The organism is Martelella radicis (assembly GCF_014196625.1).
GTDB classification, from domain to species: domain Bacteria; phylum Pseudomonadota; class Alphaproteobacteria; order Rhizobiales; family Rhizobiaceae; genus Martelella; species Martelella radicis.
This window is the reverse complement of the sequence record NZ_JACIDZ010000013.1, coordinates 96,550-114,255: the sequence shown is the minus strand read 5'-3', so window position 1 is coordinate 114,255 and position 17,706 is coordinate 96,550. Positions and strand designations below refer to the sequence as shown.

Genomic DNA, 17,706 nt, shown 5'->3' with positions numbered 1-17,706 from the left:
GCCCATCGCATCGCCCGAAAGCGTCCCGCCGGCTGCGGTCGTGATGTAGCCGGTCCCGGCATTCGAGGCCTTGTCGGCATCCGTGGTGACGTTCACCCCGGTCAGCAGCGCGCCCGTCTGATCGTTCTTCCACCCGGTCACCGTGTAACCGATCGTCGGAACAGCATCGCCATAGATCATCGAGCCGCTATTGGCTGTGACCGTCAGCGCGGCCTTCTTGACCTCGAACGCGCCTTTCTCATAGCTCAGCGTATAATTGCCCATCGCATCGCCCGAAAGCGTCCCGCCGGCTGCGGTCGTGATGTAGCCGGTCCCGGCATTCGAGGCCTTGTCGGCATCCGTGGTGACGTTCACACCGGTCAGCAGCGCGCCCGTCTGATCGTTCTTCCACCCGGTCACCGTGTAACCGATCGTCGGAACAGCATCGCCGTAGATCATCGAGCCGTTATCAGCCGTGACCGTCAGCGTGGCCTTCTTGACCTCGAAAGCGCCTTTCTCATAGCTCAGCGTATAATTGCCCGTCGCATCGCCCGAAAGCGTGCCGCCGGCTGCGGTCGTGATGTAGCCGGTCCCGGCATCCGAGGCCTTGTCGGCATCCGTGGTGACGTTCACCCCGGTCAGAAGCGCGCCCGTCTGATCGTTCTTCCACCCGGTTACCGTGTAGCCGATCGTCGGAACAGCATCGCCATAGATCATCGAGCCGTTATCGGCCGTCACCGTCAGCTTGGCCTTGTTGATCGTCACCACGCCGGGCCCGTAGACGGTGCGGTAGGTGATCCCGTCATCGCCGACAAACTTTGGCTCGCCCGAGATGGCGTAGCTGCCGACATTGGATGTCGCGTTGGCTTCCGTCGTCAGCGTCGGCGCGAAAACGCCCGCGCCGCTGTGACCACCGTAAACGTCGGAATAGGTGAGCGGGCCCGGCGCATCGCCATAGGTGATGGTCTGGCCATCGGTCTTGACGAAGACCACGTCGGAGAGCGCATATAGCTCCGGATAAAAGTCCTGGCTCGGCGGTGCCCAGACCGTCTCGAAATCCCAGCCGGCGGCCGAAGCCAGCGCGTAGAACCCGGCCGTATCCTGAAACTGTTCGGTGGTCAGCCCGGTCACTTCGCCGTCGCCTGTGCCGACGCCGTTCGACTGGTTCGTCTTGTCCGTATCGAAATAGGATGCCGTGATCGTGCCAGAATTGTTGTACCCGACCAGCCCGCCGACATGGCGGCTGCCCGTAACGCTGCCGCTCGCATAGGCATTGCTGATCGCGAGAGAACTGCTCCCGCCGACAAGCCCGCCGACATCTTCGCGGCCCGTTACGATGCCGGTCGCATACGCATTGCTGATCGTGCCAGAACTACTCCACCCGACCAGCCCGCCAACCTCGTAGCGGCCCGTTACGCCGCCGGTCGCATACGCATTGCTGATCGTGCCAGAAGCATTCCTCCCGACCAGCCCGCCGACATTGTCGCTGCCCGTAACGCTACCCGTAACGCTGCCAGTCGCATAAGCATTGCTGATCGTGCCAGAATTGTACCCGACCAGCCCGCCAACATAGCTGCCGTCGCCGACAACGCTGCCGGTCGCATAGGCATTGCTGATCGTGCCAGAACTGTACCCGGCCAGCCCGCCAACCTCGTAGCCGCCCGTTACGCTGCCGCTCGCATACGCATTGCTGATCGCGCCAGAAGTATTCGTCCCGACCAGCCCGCCGACATAGCCGCTGCCGGTAATGCTGCCGCCCTCAAGGCCGACATTGCGGAGGATCGAAGCGGAACCGGCATATCCGAAAAGACCAACACTATTAGTATTGGGGCGATAGATTGTTAGCCCGGTGATTACATGTCCGTCGCCGTCAAATGTGCCGGTGAACGATGTGTTGTTATTCCCGATCGGCACGAAGCCGCCAGTGCCCCATATGCCGCTGGCATCATAATCTTCGGCTGCGGCGTCTGTGACACTGGCGTCGATATCGCCGGTCAGCCGATAGCTTGCGGAAAGATTGGCGCCGATGAGCTGGAGTTGGTGCAGGTTGGAGACCGTGATCACCCCATCCACGGGCGCTGCCGCCTCGGAACGCAGGATCGGCCGCATATCGCCAGCCTGATACCAGGTGTTGGTGAAATCGAAGCCCCTAAACGAACTTGCAGAACGCGCCTCGGCCGTCGTCAAACCGGTCACGCCGGAAGCATCGCCTGAGCCGACGCCATTTGATTGGCCAGTTGTCTTTCTGTCGAAATAGGAGTTCTCGTTCGTACCGCCTTCACTGTAACCGAGCAGCCCCCCGACATCGGTGCTGCCCTCAACGCTGCCGCTCGCATAGGTATTTTTGATCGTACTATAAAAATTGTGCCCGACCAGCCCGCCGACAGCAGTGTCGCCCGAAACGATACCCGTCGCATAGGCATTGCTCAAAGTACTAGCAGCGTTGTACCCGACAAGTCCGCCGACATAGCTGCCGCCGCCCGTGACGCTGCCGCTCGCATATGCGTTGCTGATCTCGCTCGAAACATTGAACCCGACAAGACCGCCGACATAATCTCCGCTGCTTGTAACGCTTCCGGTCGAATAGGCGTTAGTGATCGTGCCAGAAAGATTTAACCCAACCAGTCCGCCGACACTGCCGCTCCCCGAAACGCCGCCGGTCGCATAGGCGTTGCTGATCTCGCTCGAAAGATTGTACCCGACCAGCCCGCCGACAGCCTCATTGCCTGAAACACTACCGCCCACAAGGCCGACATCGCGCAGGATCGAACCGGTATTGGCGTATCCGAACAGGCCGACATAACTCGAGCCTGATCGATTGATCGTCAGCCCGGTAATCACATGACCGTCACCATCAAACGTGCCTGTGAATTTGGAAATGTCGTTCCCGATCGGCTCGAAACCCGCGCCGGAATTCCAGCCGGCGGTCGCGCTGGCGTCAATATCCGTTCCGAGGGCATATGTGCCCGAAAGATTAGTGTTGATGGCCTGGAGATTGTCGAGCGTGTTGACCAGCATGTAAGCCGTCAGCGTCGTGCTGACGCCCGCATTGGCAGAATAGCCGATCGGCGCGGCGTAAGATCCCGGATTGTAGTAGAGCGAGACCCCGCCGCTGGCGGTTGCCTTGATGCCGGAGCCGAAACTGACCGTGCCGTTGCCGGTGGCGCCGCTATCGGCGCGCAAGACGATCTTAGACCCCGTGCCGCCTGCAAGGTTGGCGTTGACAGCGATGTTGCGATAGGCCGACAGCGTCAGCGTGGAGCCCGAGCTCCAGGTCACGGCATCGGCCACGGTGATATCGCCGTCCTGGCTGCCGCCGGAGCCAGTCGAACCGTGACATTGGCGCCGGCAAGCGCATTCTGCAGCGTGGTGACATTGATCACACTGTCATCACCGCTCGCGGTGAAGCCGGACGACGTTTGGTTCTCGCCGTTCGAAATCGTGACATTGTAAGGATCGAGCAGCAGCGAGCCGAAGCCTGCAGCGCCCGTGAGATCAGCAAAGCCGGTGTAGGAAAGCAGCGCCTTGCCGGAAACCTCGGCATCGCCGCCGGTTCCGGTCGCGCCGGTGGCGCTGATGCGGCCGGCGAACTCGGTGCGGTGATCCGACCACAGCACCACCGAGCCGCCATCGCCCTGGGAGACTGCATCGGCGCTGATCACCGTGCCGGCGCTCACCGTCAGGATATCGGCATGCGGGATATCGCCCGTGCCCTGCCAGTCGCCGCCGATGCGCACCTTGCCGCCCGCGCCATAGCCGGAGGCATCGATCACGGCGTTGTCGAGATTGATCTCAAGTCCGGTGATTTTGATCGCGCCGCCCTTGGTGGTCTTCGGCTGGGCCCGCTTGGCGCGGGTCGAGACCTTGCCCGAGACCGTCACCTTGCCGCCATCGCCGCCGCCAAGCGTGATCTTGCCATTGCGGCCCGAAACAGAGCGCGCCTCGGCAACGCCGGAAAGATTGACGGCGTGGCGCGCTGCGGCCCGCGCCGTTGCCGCCTTCATCACGATCACGCCGCCTTCGGCCGTCACCGTGCCGGAGTTCTCGACAAGCGCCTCGCCGTCATCAATCAGCGACGAGGGAACCGCCACCTGCATGAAGCCGTCACCGGACAGATCAAGCGTGATCTCCTCGCCGGCGCCAAGCCCGGCCTTGCCATAGGGCACGGCGATCAAACCGCTGTTCTTCACCCTGCCGCCCATCAGCGCGGCATAGCCTCCGCGCCCGATCGTCACCACGCCTTCATTGGTAACAGTGCCGGACGCGCCAGTGCCGCGGAACACCATATTGCCGGACATGAAGTCGTCATTGGTGATATCGAGCGTGGAAGCGACGAAACCGCCGCCAGCCTTGATCGTTCCGGTCGGCGTGATCGCGATCCCATTGGGGTTGACGAGAAAGACCTGGCCATTGCCGGAAAGCGCCCCCGCGATCGAGGACCGGGTGTTGCCGGTGACGCGGTTGAGGATCGCCGCATTGACGCCCGGCTGGACGAAGTCGACGCTGTTGGGCTCGCCGATATTGAAGCTCTGCCAGTTGACGATCGCCCTGTCGGAGCCTTGCGTTACCGTCATCGCGCCGCCGGCTGAACCAATATGGGCAGAACCCGAGACCACCTGCCCCCCGGTCGGCAGCGCATCGCCCGCAAGCGCCGGCAAGGACAGAGCCGAAGATGCCAAAAGACCCAGCGCAAAACGCGCCGAAAGGCGTGCAACGTTTATACGCTGGCTCCCGAAAGAACGGTCCACCATGCAATCCCCCAATAGCTTTAAGCGAAAGCTCGAGGCAGGATAGACTCACATATGAGCCACGTCCCGAAGCTTCGTAAGCGAAAGCTACAACATCAATTGCTAAAATGTAAGCCTGATGCATGATAGTTTCCGATTTCAGGAAGGATTAAAAAGCAGAGATGCGAAACGGCTGTGATTCCAATTTTCTGTTGGAAAGCAAGCTTTTGCTGTTTCACTGGAGGATCAGCTTGTGGGACATCCAATCCCGCGCGCACGAAACTGGCTCCTGGAGGCATTTCAGTATATAACCTTAAGGTTGCAGCGTATAGCGTTCAAACTCAGTTACGGTTGCGCCAGATCTTGGAAAGATGTCTTGACTGCTGACGAGTGAACAGAAGAGTTCAAAGCCGGATCGCCATCCTTCCACTTCCCGCTCGGCGTTTGCATTTGATGATGGTCGCGCGTCGCTTTTGATGCGTCACCGGCATGCCGCTGCGGACTTCTGCTTGCGCCTGAATGAGAATTGCTTCACCTGAATTGAGAAGGCTTCAGTGTTCGGCGCGGCGAATTTGTATTATCGAGCGAAGGGTTTCATAGAAAGTTGAGGCTCATGCTCGATCGATATGATGCACTCCTCGATGAATTGTGCGCGCCATCTTGGCTCCGGCAGTACCGGCTCGGTTCACTCCTGAAAGAAACCTTTCTGATCGGTCAGCCTGCCGAATACTATGGTTGCCCGCCCGCTCTCATTCCCATCACCTCGAATGGTAGCTTGCCGGAATATGAAGGGATCTGGATGCGCTGGTTCTGTGACGAGCCGGACCACATCCGACGCTATGTCTGCGCGGGCCCGGAGGACCACTTCCTGCTGGAGGAGATCGCTCTTGATGATGAGCAATTTGCGAACTGGCTGTTGGTCCGGGCGCTCGTTTACACGGATGGGGACGATGAGACGGAAGAAATAGCGTCATTTAGTAAGGCGGCCGGGATTTCGGGTCGTCAATTTGCTGAAATAGACGCACACACAATTGAATTCGGTGACGATCCGGAAAAGCTGGACAAGCTCGCCGCGTATACTGGACGCGTGCCCATTGGCATCGGCGAACGACGAGCAGCGCTGTCGGCGATCAGCCTGTCTGGTTTATCTGACGAGAATACAAATGATGTCGCCTATTTCGAGCTCAGTGAGCACGGGCGATCGGGGCTGAGAAATGGGGCATCTCAACTACCGCCTTGGCTTGTCGCGAATGCGCCGCTGAACGAAGTTTTCGGAGAGTACCTTAAAAGCGGTCGTCTAAAGGAAGCCTGGTTGACCCTCAACAGTACGGGTTGGTCGATCGGAGAGGCCCGCAGCGCCGCTCTTGCCCTTGCCAGGGCAGCAGACGAGCCGTTGTTCACACTCCATATGCGGGCTTGGGTGGCGTTCACCCTCGATGAAGAAGAATTCATTCCGGACGATGAATTGAGTACCCGCGAATATGAAAACTACGATTATTGAGATGACCGGCTGGAAGATGCGTCCCGCAAAACGCGCGTTTCCCACAAGGCTCAAAACGGCAGGCCAGCACAGATGGGCAAAGCGGAAGCCACGATTTTCATTTTCGCCATCGTCTTGCTTATCGGTGTCGGCTGGCTGACGATATTTCTCTACATCAAGAGCCGCCTGTCGGCGGTAAGGCACAGCAGGATCGAGACCGAAGGAGAGGTCGCGAACATTCCGTTGGTCGCCGCATTTTCGGGCTGGCGGGGCGTACCCTGGATTTGCTGGTCATCGAGTGACCTGAAGCCAACGCTTATTTTGCACGCCGACCATATCGAGTGCCGTGTAATCAGGCGGCGCAGGAAACCCTATGACGTGGTTTCCCGTGTGGACTACCGACAAACTGTCGGGACGGCCAATATCGTGCTGGAATTTTCGGATTCTCTGTCGAGCTTCGTCGGCAACACGGGCAACAGGGATATCGCACGCGACGCGATCAAACGGCTTGCAGAGAAGGGGTGCCCCCTGTCGGCTCGGGCGAGCGACCTGCTTGATCGCTGAACCCTGGCCCGGTCGTGGGACGGACGTTTTTCACGTGTCGTGATCCGCCATGAAATCCCGTGCAAGACTTTCTTGGTCCCCGATTCTGGCGGGAGCGATGAGAATTCCGACGCCATCCACCAAGGGCGCGACCCAGGCGAGCATGCCGCGCGGCCTTCTCCGCAACCTTCGTTCATCGCCCGCGAGAAGACCCACAAGGAAATCAGCTTCATCTGGGACGGGTTTGGTGCCCCTGTCCATCACCAGCATGGGCTGGTGCCCGAAATCCCATCGCCCGCAGGCAAAATACGCCTCTCTCATCGCAACTTCATGATCCGCCGTGACAAGCCAAAGCCGCTCTCTGAACAGCAGCTTGCGCATACGGCCTAACAAATCCGATCGACTACCAGTCTCCAGCAATTGGTGGCCGGCCGAGCGGAATGGCTCGGCGTCCGAGGAAAGAAAACTCAGGCGGCCGAATCGTAACAGGCACCGTGTGCAGGCGTCGAGTTCATGATCTGTCGGGCTGCCGCAAAATGGATTGATGAGCTCCTCGCCGACGAATGTCTCCCATCGCCAACCAAGAGCGCCGGCCACCTCCGGCCAATCCCGTCGAGAAGCGGCAAGGAGTGGATCCTCTTCCAAAAGGCGTAGCGCCGTAACCCTTACGGAGCCGTCGGATATCTCGTTCATGTCCCCTGCGTACTACGCACTGCTCGCCGGTCCAAGAAATGGCGAAATGAGAAATACTGCGGATTGCCTGAGATGACTTCAGTTTAGCGCTTCCCGAAGACGCTTATGATTTCGAGCAGGAAACTGGGGATCCTCACGATGAAAGCTTATCGTTTGGTGACCGGCGTTGATGACGCTACCTTCTGTCACCGCATTACCGAGGCCCTCAATCTAGGCTGGAGCCTGCACGGGAGCCCGGTCCTGACCTACGACGGCGTGCGTCAGGCCGTGATTTGCGGGCAGGCGATCACGAAGGATGTTCCTGACCGCAGTTACGAGCCTTCGATGGATCTTTCCCAACAATAGAAGGGCGACGGAATGACCTCATTCATCACATTGCCAGGTATCGGCGGTTCCGGTGAAACCCATTGGCAAACGCATTGGGAGGCGTCAGACCCTTGCTTCACCCGGTTCCATCCTTCCGACTGGGACAAGCCCGGACTTACAGACTGGCAAGATGCGCTGGAACGGCAAATCGACAATTCGCCATCGCCGCCTGTTCTCGTCGCGCATAGTCTGGCCTGCCTGCTCGTCGCGCACGCGGCAGAGACGGTCGCGGGCCGGGTTATGGGTGCTTTTCTGGTCGCAGTCCCTGATCCTGCTTCCGCTGCATTCCCGGCAGCAGCGGCCAGCTTCGCAAACCCGCCACGTCATCGTCTGCCGTTCCCGGCCCTCATCGTCGCAAGCGCCAACGATCCCTATGCCACCCCGGAGTATGTGAAGGCACGCGCTGAGGAATGGGGTGCCGGTTGCATCGAGATTGGCCCGTGCGGCCATATCAACGGCGCAAGCGGCCTCGGCATCTGGGAACAGGGGCGGATGCTCCTGGCTGCGTTCTGCGCCGGACTGGGCTGGCAATCTGTCTGAGATGCGGCGGTCGGAGGAACATGGCGGGAGACGGCGCATCTACGGTCTGATACTGGTTGGTTCAGGAACCGTGCTCTGGAGCCTTGCTGGCCTGTTCGTACGCGCAATTGATCTTGGGCTTTGGGATCTGATCCTGTGGCGTTCTCTCTTCGCCTGTCTCTGCCTTGTTGCCATCGCCATGGCAAGGCCGGCGGAAGCGGTCCGTTTCGACTGGCGCTTTTGCCTGGCCGCCTGCTTCTCTGCCGCCGCAATGTTCTGCTATGTGGCCGCCCTTACGATGACGACAGTCGCAAACGTCCTGATCATCTACGCGACACTCCCCTTCGTGACCGCCGCATTGGCCTTCGCGGTCGGTCGGGAAGCGGCCTCGCGACGCCTGTTGATGGCGAGCTCGTTGTCAATGATCGGGATCGTGCTCGTTGCGGGCACATCATCGGGGATGAGCGATATCAAGGGCAATATACTGGCCCTCGCCATGACTTTGAGCTTCGGAGCGCTTCTGATCCTCACTCGACGCCTTCGAGCCCTCAACATAGTCCATGTCAATGCCGCAGGGGCGGCGTTGTGCGCGGTCGCGGCATTTCCATTCTCATCCGGCCAGCTTCCGGGGTATGGTGCGCTTGCGTTGATCTTCATGCTGGCCCTTCTCACGACCGCGCTCGCATTCCTGTTGTTTCTCGCGGGTGGGCGCTATGTCGCATCATCGGAATCGGCTTTGATCGCGCTTCTGGATGTCGTCCTCGGTCCGCTCTGGGTTTGGCTGGTCTTTGCCGAAGATCCAGGAAAATGGGCGATAGCGGGTGGTTCTATCGTAATGGCGGCAGTGGTCTGGTATTTTTGGCCGTCTCTGCGCCGGCCCCGCTCGTGAAGCGGTCGGTTATGGGTCTGATCGCGGGAAGCACCTGCTCAAGACTTTCAACAAAGTGTAGCGTCAAATACTATCGGCAATCGCGAAAATGTTCTGCTCCGGGACAAACGACATGACGTCCGCAACAAAATCCGGCCCTCTGGGCAAGGGTGTCCGCCTATGCGGGACATTTTTGGCGAACCGAGTTCTGAAAGTTGTCGATGAGGCTTTGGGTAAGCGGGCCAACGCTCCACTGGGCTCCAATCGCTGGCCCCTTGAGTTCGACGACGGGCTGGATCTCGATCGAAGTGCCGACAACGAAGACTTCATCGGCCGCACACAACTCCTCCAGCGAGACTTTTCGCTCTTCGAGTTCCAGACCAGCCTTCTGCGCGAGAGCGAAGACATGGCGTTTGGTGATACTGTCGAGAAAACAGTCTGCCACCGGGGAAACGAGCTTGCGACCCTCGACCAGTATGATGTTCGTCGCGGTTGTTTCGGCAACATCTCCGTCGACGTCGAGCAGCAGGGCATCGTCGAAACCCTCGTCATTTGCGGCATGCCGCGCGAGCGTGCCGATCATGTAGAGGCCGGAACATTTGGAGGCCGTCGGCGCCGTATCGGCACGCGGACGCCTCCAGGAGGAGAGCTGGAGGCGAATACCCGTCGTGCTCCTTCCCTCGGCGGCCGGCGTCGGCCAATCCCAGGCGGTAATCGCAACGTGGATAGTGGCGTTGCGGGCGGCCACCGTCACACTCTCGCTGCCGCGCCAGGCAATGGGACGGATATAGGCATCCTTCAATTCGTTCGCCCAGAGAACGGCTTCACATGCTTTGACGAGCTCAAGGCTCGAATAGGGAAGCGTGTACCCGACGATCTCGGCGGAACGCTGGAAGCGGGAGAAATGCGCGTGGGACAGAAATATACATCCGTCGTAGGCCCGAATTCCTTCGAACACGGCCCCGCCGGCATGAAGCGAATGGGTCATGACATGGAGCCGGGCCTCGTTCCAGGGAACGAGTGCTCCATCGAGCCAGATCAGGCCATCGCGATCATCGAAGGCAAGCACGTCACTCATAGCAATCTGGCCCTTTTGAAAGACATCCCATTGTCACCGAACATCCGTGCCTGGCGAGTGAGCAATCCTCAGAGAAAGCTGAGAATTCGTTGTTGGACGCGAGGTGCAGGAGGAGAACGGCGGGACCTGGCGGTGACGGGAAATACGAGAGCGAGCGCACCATGACCGAAACGATGCGATTGTCCGTGCCACTGAACGCCCTGCGCGCTTTCGAAGTAGCCGCGCGCCACATGTCGATCAAGGATGCGGCCGAGGAAATCGGCGTGACGCCCTCCGCCGTCAGTCATCAACTCAGGATCCTCGAGGATCTGCTCGGGGTGGAACTGATGCGCCGCGCGGGGCCGCGCCTGGAACTGACGGAGACCGGACGGCAACTATCTCCGGATCTTACCATCGGCTTCACGCGGATCATCCAGGCCGTCGGGGCGGTGAAGCAGGAGCGAAAGCTTGGTCCCTTGCGCCTGTCCATGCTGCCGACATTCGCGGTCCATTGGCTGTCGCCGCGGATGGCATCCTATCCATTTGCGCGATCCGGTTTCGAGCTCTTGATCTCTACGACCCAGACCGCCGTCGATCTCAGCGCCGGCGTCGCGGATGCCTCGGTGCGCCATGGTTCCGGGCAATGGGCCGGGGTTCTCTCCGAGCGCCTGTTTGATGAAAACGTCACGCTGCTTGGCCGCCCCGCCGACTGGCAAACGCATGACGAAATCGATATTCGCAAGGCCATCTCGCGGACCAACCTATTTCTGTCCCAGCACCGGCGCAAGGACTTCGAGCGCTGGAACGAGACGCTACCGGGCGGCCCGACCCGACCTGCGGCAATCACAATCGTCGACTCTTCGGGCCTCGGCCTCAAGGCCGCGATTGACGGCGCAGGAATAACCTTCGCGGGCATAGAAATTGCCGCCTGCGACATAGCCGCCGAGAGGCTCAGCCAGATCATGCCGCACCAGCTTCCGGTGAACGCCGGCTATTACCTCTGCTATCCGCCGGCCCTTGAGCGCGACCGCCGCATCAGGAATGTCAGGACCTGGATGCTGGCGGAGGCCGCAAAGACAGCTCAATCAATGCCCTTGTCCAGTCCTTAGCCGAACCGGACGAGCGCGGCGGAGCGGCCTTCCTTGCGGCGTCCAGACCTTGTCTCAGCGCCCGAAATACCCCGTGATGCTCGCCTTATCGAGCAAGTGGCTGTTGATCATGAAGCCTGCCATCGCGCCTGAGGACAGGCTGTCCAGCGGCAGGCTGTCGACATCGAGCGCATAGACGGTGATGACGTAGCGATGCGGTTCAGCGCCGACCGGCGGACAGGGGCCGCCGTAGCCCGCCATGCCGAAATCCGTCCGCGTGGCGATCGCCGTTCCCGGTCGCGCCCCTTCGGCCAGACCAGTCGCACCGGCGGGAATGTTGACCAGCACCCAGTGCCACCAGCCGCTTCCGGTCGGCGCATCTGGATCGAACATGGTCACGGCAAAGCTCTTCGTCGCCTCCGGCGCGTCCTTCCAATCGAGGGCGGGCGAGACGTTCTGGCCAAGACATCCCAATCCGCGCAGTGCATGTCGGTCAGGAATCCTGCCGCCGTCATCAAAGGATGGACTGGTCAGCTCCATCGCAAGCGCTGATGTGGGCAGCAAGGCAGCGAAGGCGAGAAGCGTCAGCGCCCGGCAAGCAGGGTTTACGGCAAGCGCATGTTCCTTGTTTGGTCGCAGCTTCATTCTTCCCCCTCCCAATAGCCGATTGCGGCATTTTTCCTCACGGTCAGTTCCAGACGTCGGGCGGCTTTCTCACCACCCGGTGCGGAGCCAGCAAAAACCGCCACCTTGCCGCTATCGGGATATTCCAGGACGTCGGGCTCATTCATGGTGCTGATCGCCAGATAGCAAAGCGGTTCGGAGCCTCCTGCCCGCAATTGATGCGCTGTTTCAACGCCGCCGGCGGGGCAAACGACGACATCACCAGCGCTCACCCCATGTTCTTCCTCGCCATATCGCAGCACACCGGCCCCCGCCAGAATGACAAAGAGCTCGTCATTTGCATGGTGGCAATGAAAGGGCCAAGCCTTCTTGCCCGGGGGTATTTCAACGTAGCGAGCGCCAAGCCGCTTCGCGCCAGACGGCGCTGCGACGGCAGCCGTGCGCGCTTCATAAGCTCCACCATGCGATTGTGTCTGAAGCGGTAGTTCTCGAAGGTGAACGATTGGATGCATCGACTTTCCTTGGCTGATTTCAAGCTTTTCAGCAAAAGAACCTGCAATCGAAGATGAAAACAAATGAGTGCTTCTCACGCCGTATGGAGGGATGCTCATTCGACAATCTCCATTCTGGCGAAGCAAAAACGGATATCTGAAAGCAACAATCGAGGGGCGCGAGCGTGATCAACCCGGACATGAGACAGACCTCGCCAGCGTCCGGGAGGTGGCAGGCCAGGCCTTGCCTCTGCGCTTGGAAACGGACGATGGCCGGCTTCTCGGCGGGTTTCTATGGCGACACAGCGGTGTTGCGGCCGCGTGGCCGATCGTGATCATCAGCGCCGCGACGTCTGTAAGGTGCCGCTACTACGCGCGCTTCGCCGACTACCTGTTTCTCAACGGGTTCGACGTGCTCACCTTCGACTACCGGGGGATCGGCGAATCCCGGCCGAAATCCTTGCGCGGATTCCGTGCCGACTGGGTGGATTGGGGCGCGCAAGATCTGGAGGCAGCGCTCGCATACGCTGAACGCACCTTTCCGGGGCAGGAAATCCATGTCGTCGGCCATTCGATCGGCGGCTTTGCCATCGGGCTTGCGCCCTCGAATTGGCGGATCGGACGCATTCTTACCGTCGGATCCCAATTCGCCTATTGGCGGGATTACGGCGAGGCCGAACGCCGGCGCATGTTTATCAAGTGGCACATCGTCATGCCGCTGCTGACACGAATGTTCGGTTACTTTCCGGCCAAACGGCTTGGCTGGATGGAGGACACGCCCGCAGGCGTGGTCCGGGACTGGAGCCGGATGAAGGCCCGGTTCGAGCACACCGTGCGGCAGGATCTTTTCGTCGGTGGGGAGCGGGAATCTGTAATCCTGCAAAGACGCTTCGCCAGAGTGACGGCGCCTATACTCGCGATTGGCCTTGAAGACGATCCGCACGGCACCCCGGCAGCACTCAACCGGCTGCTCGCCTATTTCATGTCCAGCCACCGACATCATTGGCGCATTGCCCCAGCCGACATCGGCGTATCATCCATCGGACACTTCGCCTTTTTCCATGACCGGTTCAGGGACAGCCTGTGGCCACTCGCGCTTGGCTGGCTGCGCGCGGGCGAGATCCCGGCCGACGCGCCCGGCCTTCTGCTCGATGAAGCAACTCCAGGGACAACGACATGACGATAACGATCAAGGCCGCAAGCCACGCAGACAGAAGCGACTGGGAAAAACTCTGGGCAGAAAACCGCGTGCATTTCGGCGCCGGGGACATGAAGGAAGCGGTCATCGCCGGGCTGTGGCAGCGCGTTCTCGATCCCTCCTCACCGATGAATGCCTGGCTCGCGTTTCGGGCCGGGGAACCGGTCGGGTTGGCGCACACAATTCTCCATCCCCACACATTCTCGCTACGCCTCGTCTGTTATCTCGAAGACCTTCGGGTTTCTCCCCTGCACAGGGGCCGGGGCATTGCAACGAGGCTCATCGAACATCTGGAGGTTCTGGGCAGGCAGGAGGGCTGGCGGCGTCTCTACTGGGAAACGGCCGAGGACAACGCGGCCGCCCGGCACTTGTATGACCGCGTGGCGACGCTGAGGCCGATGGCGACTTACCAGATCGAGATAGCTGACTGAGGGCTGCCAATGGCGAGAACCACCCTCCTGACCCATGCCGCCGCCATCTTTGATCTGAGCCTTGCGCTGGAGGCGTATGGCGCCGGTTGCCTCGGCGAGGCCGAAAGCATCTGCCGCAACATTTGCGCGCAAAATCCGCCGCCAGTCGACGCGATGCACCTTCTCGGACTGATCGAAATGACGCAAGGCAGGCTGGAGGCAGCAATCGAACAGCTGACAGCCGTGACGGAATGTCAACCCGACGACGCGACGGCCCGGAACAATCTCGGCATTGCGCTGCGGAAGCACGGCAGACTGCCGGAAGCGATCGCCGCATTCGAAAACGCCGTCGCCTGCCGCCCGACCTATCCGGACGCTCTTTACAACTTGGCTGTCGTATTGACCGATACGGGCAACAGAGGCTCGGCAATCGAACCCTTGCGCCGGTGCCTGTCACACGCACCCGGCCATGCCGGCGCCCGCTTCCTGCTCGGGGATCTGCTGGTCGATGCCGGCGATCATGAAGAGGCCGCCGCCCATTTGGAGCGATATCTGCGCGAAAATCCGAGCGATGTCGATGGCGCCCGCATGCGTCTGGCGCAGATGAACAGGGGGCCGGTCCCCTCAAGGGCTTCCGCAGCGCAGCTCGACCAACTCTATTCATCCAGGGCGCGCGACTGGGATCGGGCGGACGGTTATCTGGCGCATCGCCATGTCGGCGACGCGCTCGCCCGGCTGTTGCCTCGACACGGCAACCGGATTCTCGACATAGGATGCGGAACCGGACTGGTCGGTGGCCTGCTGCGAGATCGGGCCGCGCATCTGGCGGGTATTGATCTGTCCGAGGCGATGCTGTCAGTCGCGAGACAAAAATCGCTTTACGACACGCTTCTCCGTGACGATCTGGCATCGTTTCTCTCTGCCACTGCGCTTCGCTTCGATGCGGTCGCAGCTGCCGCCGTCCTGATCCATTTCGGAGATCTGGCCGCAATCTTCTCGAGCGTCGCCAATATCCTGGATCCCGAAGGGCTGTTTGCCTTCACAGTCTATCCCAACGACAAACTGGACCCTCTCGGTTTCGGCCCCTGCATCAACCCGGAGCTTGCTAGCGCAGGCAGTTTTTCCCACGGCTCCGCCTATATCGAGGCGACGGCCGAGCGCTCAGGCTTCGAGCTTATTGAACAAGGCGAGGTTGTGCACGAATACAGCGAAGGTCAGATCCAGCTAGGATTGCTGGTCGTTTTGCAGCGCCCCTGATCGCCCGGCCTGACCACCGGCGGCAATTTTGCGTGATGATCGCCGTCGATCCAAGTTCAAGCTCCCCAATCCATTGGGTCGGCGGGGTAGCGGTCACCGGATGTACTCGGGCTGGATGAGAGCAGGAATATAAGATCGGAAACGTCGTCGTTTCTGACCCAGTGCGGTTGCCCGGCCGGTATATGGATGCCTTGACCCGAACCAATGAGAGTGACGCCGATGGGGGTGAGGATCGTCATTTGCCCATCCAGCACATATAAGAATTGATGCGCCCCACGATGTACATGGGCCTCTTCAGCCGTCGACGGCGGCATTGTTTCCTGCCTCACCTGCAGGTGCTCGAGGTCGAGCAGGCGCCAGCCCGAACAGCCGTTTCCCCAACGATAGAAATTCTCGCTTGAAGGTTCGACGGGTCTCATTGCAACGACTCCGAAACATCCGCGCCATAAAACGCCTCGCCATAAACTTGCAGTCCATTCTCGAACCGCATGAGTTCACATGCTCGAAGAGTCTTTCCACCGGCATGCGACATGTAGTGGACCAGAACGGTTTGTGCGTTCTCGTCACAGGCAATGGATTCAAGTTCAAATTTCAGGTCGGGAACGGTGGCGAGGGATTTCGTCCAGTAGTCAGAAAGAGCATCTCGGCCTCGCACCGTTGCGTCCCCGGTCACGATTGCCGGCCTCGGGCTAACGAATACCACGGACTTGGAAAATGGCGCGATCACCGCATCGACGTCGTGGCGGTTCCATGCTTCGATCCATGTTGTTGCATGATTTTCGAGCTCTTTGCGTGAAAGAAAATTCATAGCCAAAACAATCCTGCTGTCAGTGCCGCGAGCGCGGACATGCTGCGATTTATGAGAAGAAGTTTCGATGGATCGTGAAGCACTTGTCGCAGTCCAGCCCCGAAGGCCGCCCACACTGCAAGGCACGGAATACCGACAACGGTGAAAATCGCTGAGGCAAAGACAAGCTGGATCAGATAGCCGTTATCTGGAGAAATAAAGGCCGCGATGACGGTTACCGCAATCAGCCAGGCCTTGGGGTTTACGAATTGGAATGCGGCAGCCTGGAAAAAGGAAACCGGCTTTGCCAAAGAGGCATCGGGCATCTCGGCGGCACGCCAGAGTTTGTAAGCAAGCCAGAGCAGGTAAGCCGTGCCAATAATTTCCAAAAAAATCTGGATCCGGGGCTCAAGTGCAAAGACAGCCCCAAGTCCAGCGCCGACCGACATCAATTGAACGGCAACACCAAATGGAATTCCGAGAATATGTGGCAATGTTCGTGCCATGCCAAAGACAAGGCCTGATGTGGTGAGCATCAGGTTGTTCGGCCCCGGCGTGATCGTCATCACGAAAGCATAAAGTGCAAGGCCGGTAAGTGTTGCGGTTTCCATCCGGAGATCCGTTTGCAGGCCATCTCGATACTGAAAAATGGCCATACATACCTGTCATTGAATGGAGAGAGACGCTGCTGAGAATTCATCACGCCAAGATGAGCCTTTCTCTCTCGCATGTTCATCGGTGAAACGAACCGCTTTCGAGATGTGCGGAATTTCGGGCACTTTCCGCTAACTCCACTCATGAATCTGGACACTCCAATTCTATCCATGCGGCAGCTCGCTGACCGGATGCGTTAAACAGTCAGCATTGGCCGTCATCGACCTGAACAACTCGGAGGTTCCATCGCGCGACCATCTGACGGCGAGGGACAGCGTCAAAGGTCTTGAAAGGATTTGAACCTGCTACCCTACAAAAGAAAAGGAGCTCAACCGCTTACATGCAAGCTTATCAAGAGCTTGAGACTTTATGAGATGTCCATCCTTTATGGATTTTCAAAGTTCGCGACATTATCAAAAAACGCCTCCACTTTCGCCTTTTTAAAAGGTTTTCCTTCAAACCAATGGTACTTGAAGCTATCCATCAGTTGCTTGCAACCGAGCTTGTCGTACTGCTTAATCCCACGCGGGAACTCCATGTTGAGGGTGGGTCGGCGTACTTCGGTGCTAGAACCGTGATGCGGCCCTTGGCTTGATTCAATCAGGTCGAAACGGGCATATTTGCCATCGTGCGAGATCCAGTGCTGGATGCAATGCGTACCCGCCAACGCTGACGGCAATTTTATGGACCTTGCTCGACGCGCCAATTTCTCTGCCTCTGTCGCAAGCGACCCTTTAAATGCACCTTCATCCAGTGCCCAAAAGAACCAGTCGGGATCTGCGACCAAGACCTGCGGAAGCGTTTTGCCCTTACCTTTCCACTTACCGAAGTTGACCTCTCCCCACATCTTCAAATTCCTCCATGTCAAAAACATATCCTGATTCAGGACATGTTTCGCGTTAGCCATTGATAGTCAGGTTTCCGAGTGGCTGCCCTCCTTCTGAGATGCCCATGCGAAGCTGCGA

General features: G+C 59.4%; 19 protein-coding genes. 9 read left to right on the top strand and 10 right to left on the bottom strand.

The window, feature by feature from the left end; all coding sequences use genetic code 11:
* Both GGR30_RS17780 and GGR30_RS17775 read right to left on the bottom strand, forming a co-directional pair.
* On the bottom strand, positions 1–3,270 hold a 3,270-nt coding region (locus tag GGR30_RS17780), incomplete at its 3' end, for an MBG-2 domain-containing protein (RefSeq protein WP_183488960.1).
* A complete protein-coding gene (locus GGR30_RS17775) occupies positions 3,255–4,637 on the bottom strand; it encodes a two-partner secretion domain-containing protein (RefSeq protein WP_210288103.1) in 1,383 nt (460 codons plus the stop codon). The genes GGR30_RS17775 and GGR30_RS17780, both read right to left, overlap by 16 nt.
* Before the next feature lie 682 nt (positions 4,638–5,319).
* Between GGR30_RS17775 and GGR30_RS23235 the strand changes: the two genes are divergently transcribed.
* Together GGR30_RS23235 and GGR30_RS17765 are read left to right on the top strand one after the other, a co-directional pair.
* On the top strand, positions 5,320–6,207 hold the full coding sequence (locus tag GGR30_RS23235) for a hypothetical protein (protein WP_210288102.1): 888 nt from the start codon (positions 5,320–5,322) through the stop codon (positions 6,205–6,207).
* Positions 6,208–6,279: 72 nt separating this feature from the next.
* Positions 6,280–6,750 carry a hypothetical protein gene (locus tag GGR30_RS17765; RefSeq protein ID WP_210288101.1) on the top strand — a complete coding sequence of 157 codons (471 nt, stop codon included), beginning with the start codon at positions 6,280–6,282 and terminating at the stop codon, positions 6,748–6,750.
* 30 nt (positions 6,751–6,780) lie between these two features.
* Here the strand turns inward: GGR30_RS17765 and GGR30_RS17760 are convergent, their stop codons facing one another.
* Positions 6,781–7,422, bottom strand: coding sequence for a hypothetical protein (locus GGR30_RS17760; RefSeq protein ID WP_183488955.1), 642 nt, complete (start codon positions 7,420–7,422; stop codon positions 6,781–6,783).
* A gap of 138 nt (positions 7,423–7,560) precedes the next feature.
* Between GGR30_RS17760 and GGR30_RS17755 the strand changes: the two genes are divergently transcribed.
* The 3 genes from GGR30_RS17755 to GGR30_RS17745 are packed head-to-tail and all read left to right on the top strand — an operon-like array spanning position 7,561 to position 9,196.
* Positions 7,561–7,767 carry a DUF1737 domain-containing protein gene (locus GGR30_RS17755; protein ID WP_183488952.1) on the top strand — a complete coding sequence of 69 codons (207 nt, stop codon included), beginning with the start codon at positions 7,561–7,563 and terminating at the stop codon, positions 7,765–7,767.
* Between the two features lie 12 nt (positions 7,768–7,779).
* Positions 7,780–8,328 (top strand): RBBP9/YdeN family alpha/beta hydrolase, encoded by a 549-nt coding sequence (locus tag GGR30_RS17750; protein ID WP_183488949.1) that lies wholly within the window; start codon positions 7,780–7,782, stop codon positions 8,326–8,328.
* A 1-nt stretch (position 8,329) separates the two neighbouring features.
* A complete protein-coding gene (locus GGR30_RS17745; protein ID WP_183488946.1) occupies positions 8,330–9,196 on the top strand; it encodes a DMT family transporter in 867 nt (288 codons plus the stop codon).
* A gap of 157 nt (positions 9,197–9,353) precedes the next feature.
* On the opposite strand, the gene GGR30_RS17740 is transcribed toward GGR30_RS17745, so the two are convergent.
* Positions 9,354–10,253: a branched-chain amino acid transaminase gene (locus GGR30_RS17740; protein ID WP_183488944.1), complete on the bottom strand. Its 900-nt coding sequence runs from the start codon at positions 10,251–10,253 to the stop codon at positions 9,354–9,356.
* Positions 10,254–10,414: 161 nt separating this feature from the next.
* Between GGR30_RS17740 and GGR30_RS17735 the strand changes: the two genes are divergently transcribed.
* Entirely contained in the window at positions 10,415–11,341 is a 927-nt protein-coding gene (locus GGR30_RS17735; protein ID WP_246414009.1) for a LysR family transcriptional regulator, read from the top strand.
* 54 nt (positions 11,342–11,395) lie between these two features.
* Here GGR30_RS17735 and GGR30_RS17730 read toward each other — a convergent pair whose 3' ends face one another.
* Both GGR30_RS17730 and GGR30_RS17725 read right to left on the bottom strand, forming a co-directional pair.
* A complete protein-coding gene (locus GGR30_RS17730; protein WP_183488941.1) occupies positions 11,396–11,965 on the bottom strand; it encodes a YbhB/YbcL family Raf kinase inhibitor-like protein in 570 nt (189 codons plus the stop codon).
* Positions 11,962–12,555, bottom strand: a complete 594-nt coding sequence (locus tag GGR30_RS17725) for a cupin domain-containing protein (RefSeq protein WP_246414007.1) — start codon at positions 12,553–12,555, stop codon at positions 11,962–11,964. Before GGR30_RS17725 ends, GGR30_RS17730 begins: the two co-directional genes overlap by 4 nt.
* Here GGR30_RS17725 and GGR30_RS17720 point away from each other — a divergent pair.
* The 3 genes from GGR30_RS17720 to GGR30_RS17710 are packed head-to-tail and all read left to right on the top strand — an operon-like array spanning position 12,548 to position 15,300.
* Complete coding sequence (locus GGR30_RS17720; protein ID WP_183488938.1) at positions 12,548–13,615, top strand: alpha/beta hydrolase family protein; 1,068 nt, start codon at positions 12,548–12,550, stop codon at positions 13,613–13,615. The two genes, GGR30_RS17725 and GGR30_RS17720, sit on opposite strands and share 8 nt — an antisense overlap.
* Entirely contained in the window at positions 13,612–14,064 is a 453-nt protein-coding gene (locus tag GGR30_RS17715) for a GNAT family N-acetyltransferase (RefSeq protein ID WP_183488935.1), read from the top strand. Before GGR30_RS17720 ends, GGR30_RS17715 begins: the two co-directional genes overlap by 4 nt.
* A gap of 9 nt (positions 14,065–14,073) precedes the next feature.
* Positions 14,074–15,300 (top strand): tetratricopeptide repeat protein, encoded by a 1,227-nt coding sequence (locus GGR30_RS17710; protein ID WP_183488932.1) that lies wholly within the window; start codon positions 14,074–14,076, stop codon positions 15,298–15,300.
* Positions 15,301–15,356: 56 nt separating this feature from the next.
* Here the strand turns inward: GGR30_RS17710 and GGR30_RS17705 are convergent, their stop codons facing one another.
* The 4 genes from GGR30_RS17705 to GGR30_RS17690 form a co-directional block, all read right to left on the bottom strand.
* Positions 15,357–15,719: a cupin domain-containing protein gene (locus tag GGR30_RS17705; protein WP_183488930.1), complete on the bottom strand. Its 363-nt coding sequence runs from the start codon at positions 15,717–15,719 to the stop codon at positions 15,357–15,359.
* The gene (locus GGR30_RS17700) at positions 15,716–16,108 is read right to left on the bottom strand and encodes a nuclear transport factor 2 family protein (RefSeq protein ID WP_183488927.1); all 393 of its coding nucleotides are present in this window, start codon (positions 16,106–16,108) and stop codon (positions 15,716–15,718) included. Before GGR30_RS17700 ends, GGR30_RS17705 begins: the two co-directional genes overlap by 4 nt.
* Positions 16,105–16,698, bottom strand: coding sequence for a LysE family translocator (locus GGR30_RS17695; protein WP_183488924.1), 594 nt, complete (start codon positions 16,696–16,698; stop codon positions 16,105–16,107). Before GGR30_RS17695 ends, GGR30_RS17700 begins: the two co-directional genes overlap by 4 nt.
* Positions 16,699–17,126: 428 nt before the next feature.
* Positions 17,127–17,648 carry a hypothetical protein gene (locus GGR30_RS17690; RefSeq protein ID WP_183488921.1) on the bottom strand — a complete coding sequence of 174 codons (522 nt, stop codon included), beginning with the start codon at positions 17,646–17,648 and terminating at the stop codon, positions 17,127–17,129.
* Between the last annotated feature and the right edge of the window lie 58 nt (positions 17,649–17,706).

What these genes read in the sequence shown, in the direction of transcription:
- GGR30_RS17705 (WP_183488930.1), bottom strand. Translation starts at nt 15,719, where the DNA reads ATGAGACCCGTCGAACCTTCAAGCGAGAATTTCTATCGTTGGGGAAAC.
- GGR30_RS17735 (WP_246414009.1), top strand. Translation starts at nt 10,415, where the DNA reads ATGACCGAAACGATGCGATTGTCCGTGCCACTGAACGCCCTGCGCGCT.
- GGR30_RS17760 (WP_183488955.1), bottom strand. Translation starts at nt 7,422, where the DNA reads ATGAACGAGATATCCGACGGCTCCGTAAGGGTTACGGCGCTACGCCTT.
- GGR30_RS17700 (WP_183488927.1), bottom strand. Translation starts at nt 16,108, where the DNA reads ATGAATTTTCTTTCACGCAAAGAGCTCGAAAATCATGCAACAACATGG.
- GGR30_RS17720 (WP_183488938.1), top strand. Translation starts at nt 12,548, where the DNA reads ATGCTCATTCGACAATCTCCATTCTGGCGAAGCAAAAACGGATATCTG.
- GGR30_RS17695 (WP_183488924.1), bottom strand. Translation starts at nt 16,698, where the DNA reads ATGGAAACCGCAACACTTACCGGCCTTGCACTTTATGCTTTCGTGATG.
- GGR30_RS17710 (WP_183488932.1), top strand. Translation starts at nt 14,074, where the DNA reads ATGGCGAGAACCACCCTCCTGACCCATGCCGCCGCCATCTTTGATCTG.
- GGR30_RS17690 (WP_183488921.1), bottom strand. Translation starts at nt 17,648, where the DNA reads ATGGCTAACGCGAAACATGTCCTGAATCAGGATATGTTTTTGACATGG.
- GGR30_RS17745 (WP_183488946.1), top strand. Translation starts at nt 8,330, where the DNA reads ATGCGGCGGTCGGAGGAACATGGCGGGAGACGGCGCATCTACGGTCTG.
- GGR30_RS23235 (WP_210288102.1), top strand. Translation starts at nt 5,320, where the DNA reads ATGCTCGATCGATATGATGCACTCCTCGATGAATTGTGCGCGCCATCT.
- GGR30_RS17715 (WP_183488935.1), top strand. Translation starts at nt 13,612, where the DNA reads ATGACGATAACGATCAAGGCCGCAAGCCACGCAGACAGAAGCGACTGG.
- GGR30_RS17765 (WP_210288101.1), top strand. Translation starts at nt 6,280, where the DNA reads ATGGGCAAAGCGGAAGCCACGATTTTCATTTTCGCCATCGTCTTGCTT.
- GGR30_RS17750 (WP_183488949.1), top strand. Translation starts at nt 7,780, where the DNA reads ATGACCTCATTCATCACATTGCCAGGTATCGGCGGTTCCGGTGAAACC.
- GGR30_RS17755 (WP_183488952.1), top strand. Translation starts at nt 7,561, where the DNA reads ATGAAAGCTTATCGTTTGGTGACCGGCGTTGATGACGCTACCTTCTGT.
- GGR30_RS17730 (WP_183488941.1), bottom strand. Translation starts at nt 11,965, where the DNA reads ATGAAGCTGCGACCAAACAAGGAACATGCGCTTGCCGTAAACCCTGCT.
- GGR30_RS17740 (WP_183488944.1), bottom strand. Translation starts at nt 10,253, where the DNA reads ATGAGTGACGTGCTTGCCTTCGATGATCGCGATGGCCTGATCTGGCTC.
- GGR30_RS17725 (WP_246414007.1), bottom strand. Translation starts at nt 12,555, where the DNA reads ATGAGCATCCCTCCATACGGCGTGAGAAGCACTCATTTGTTTTCATCT.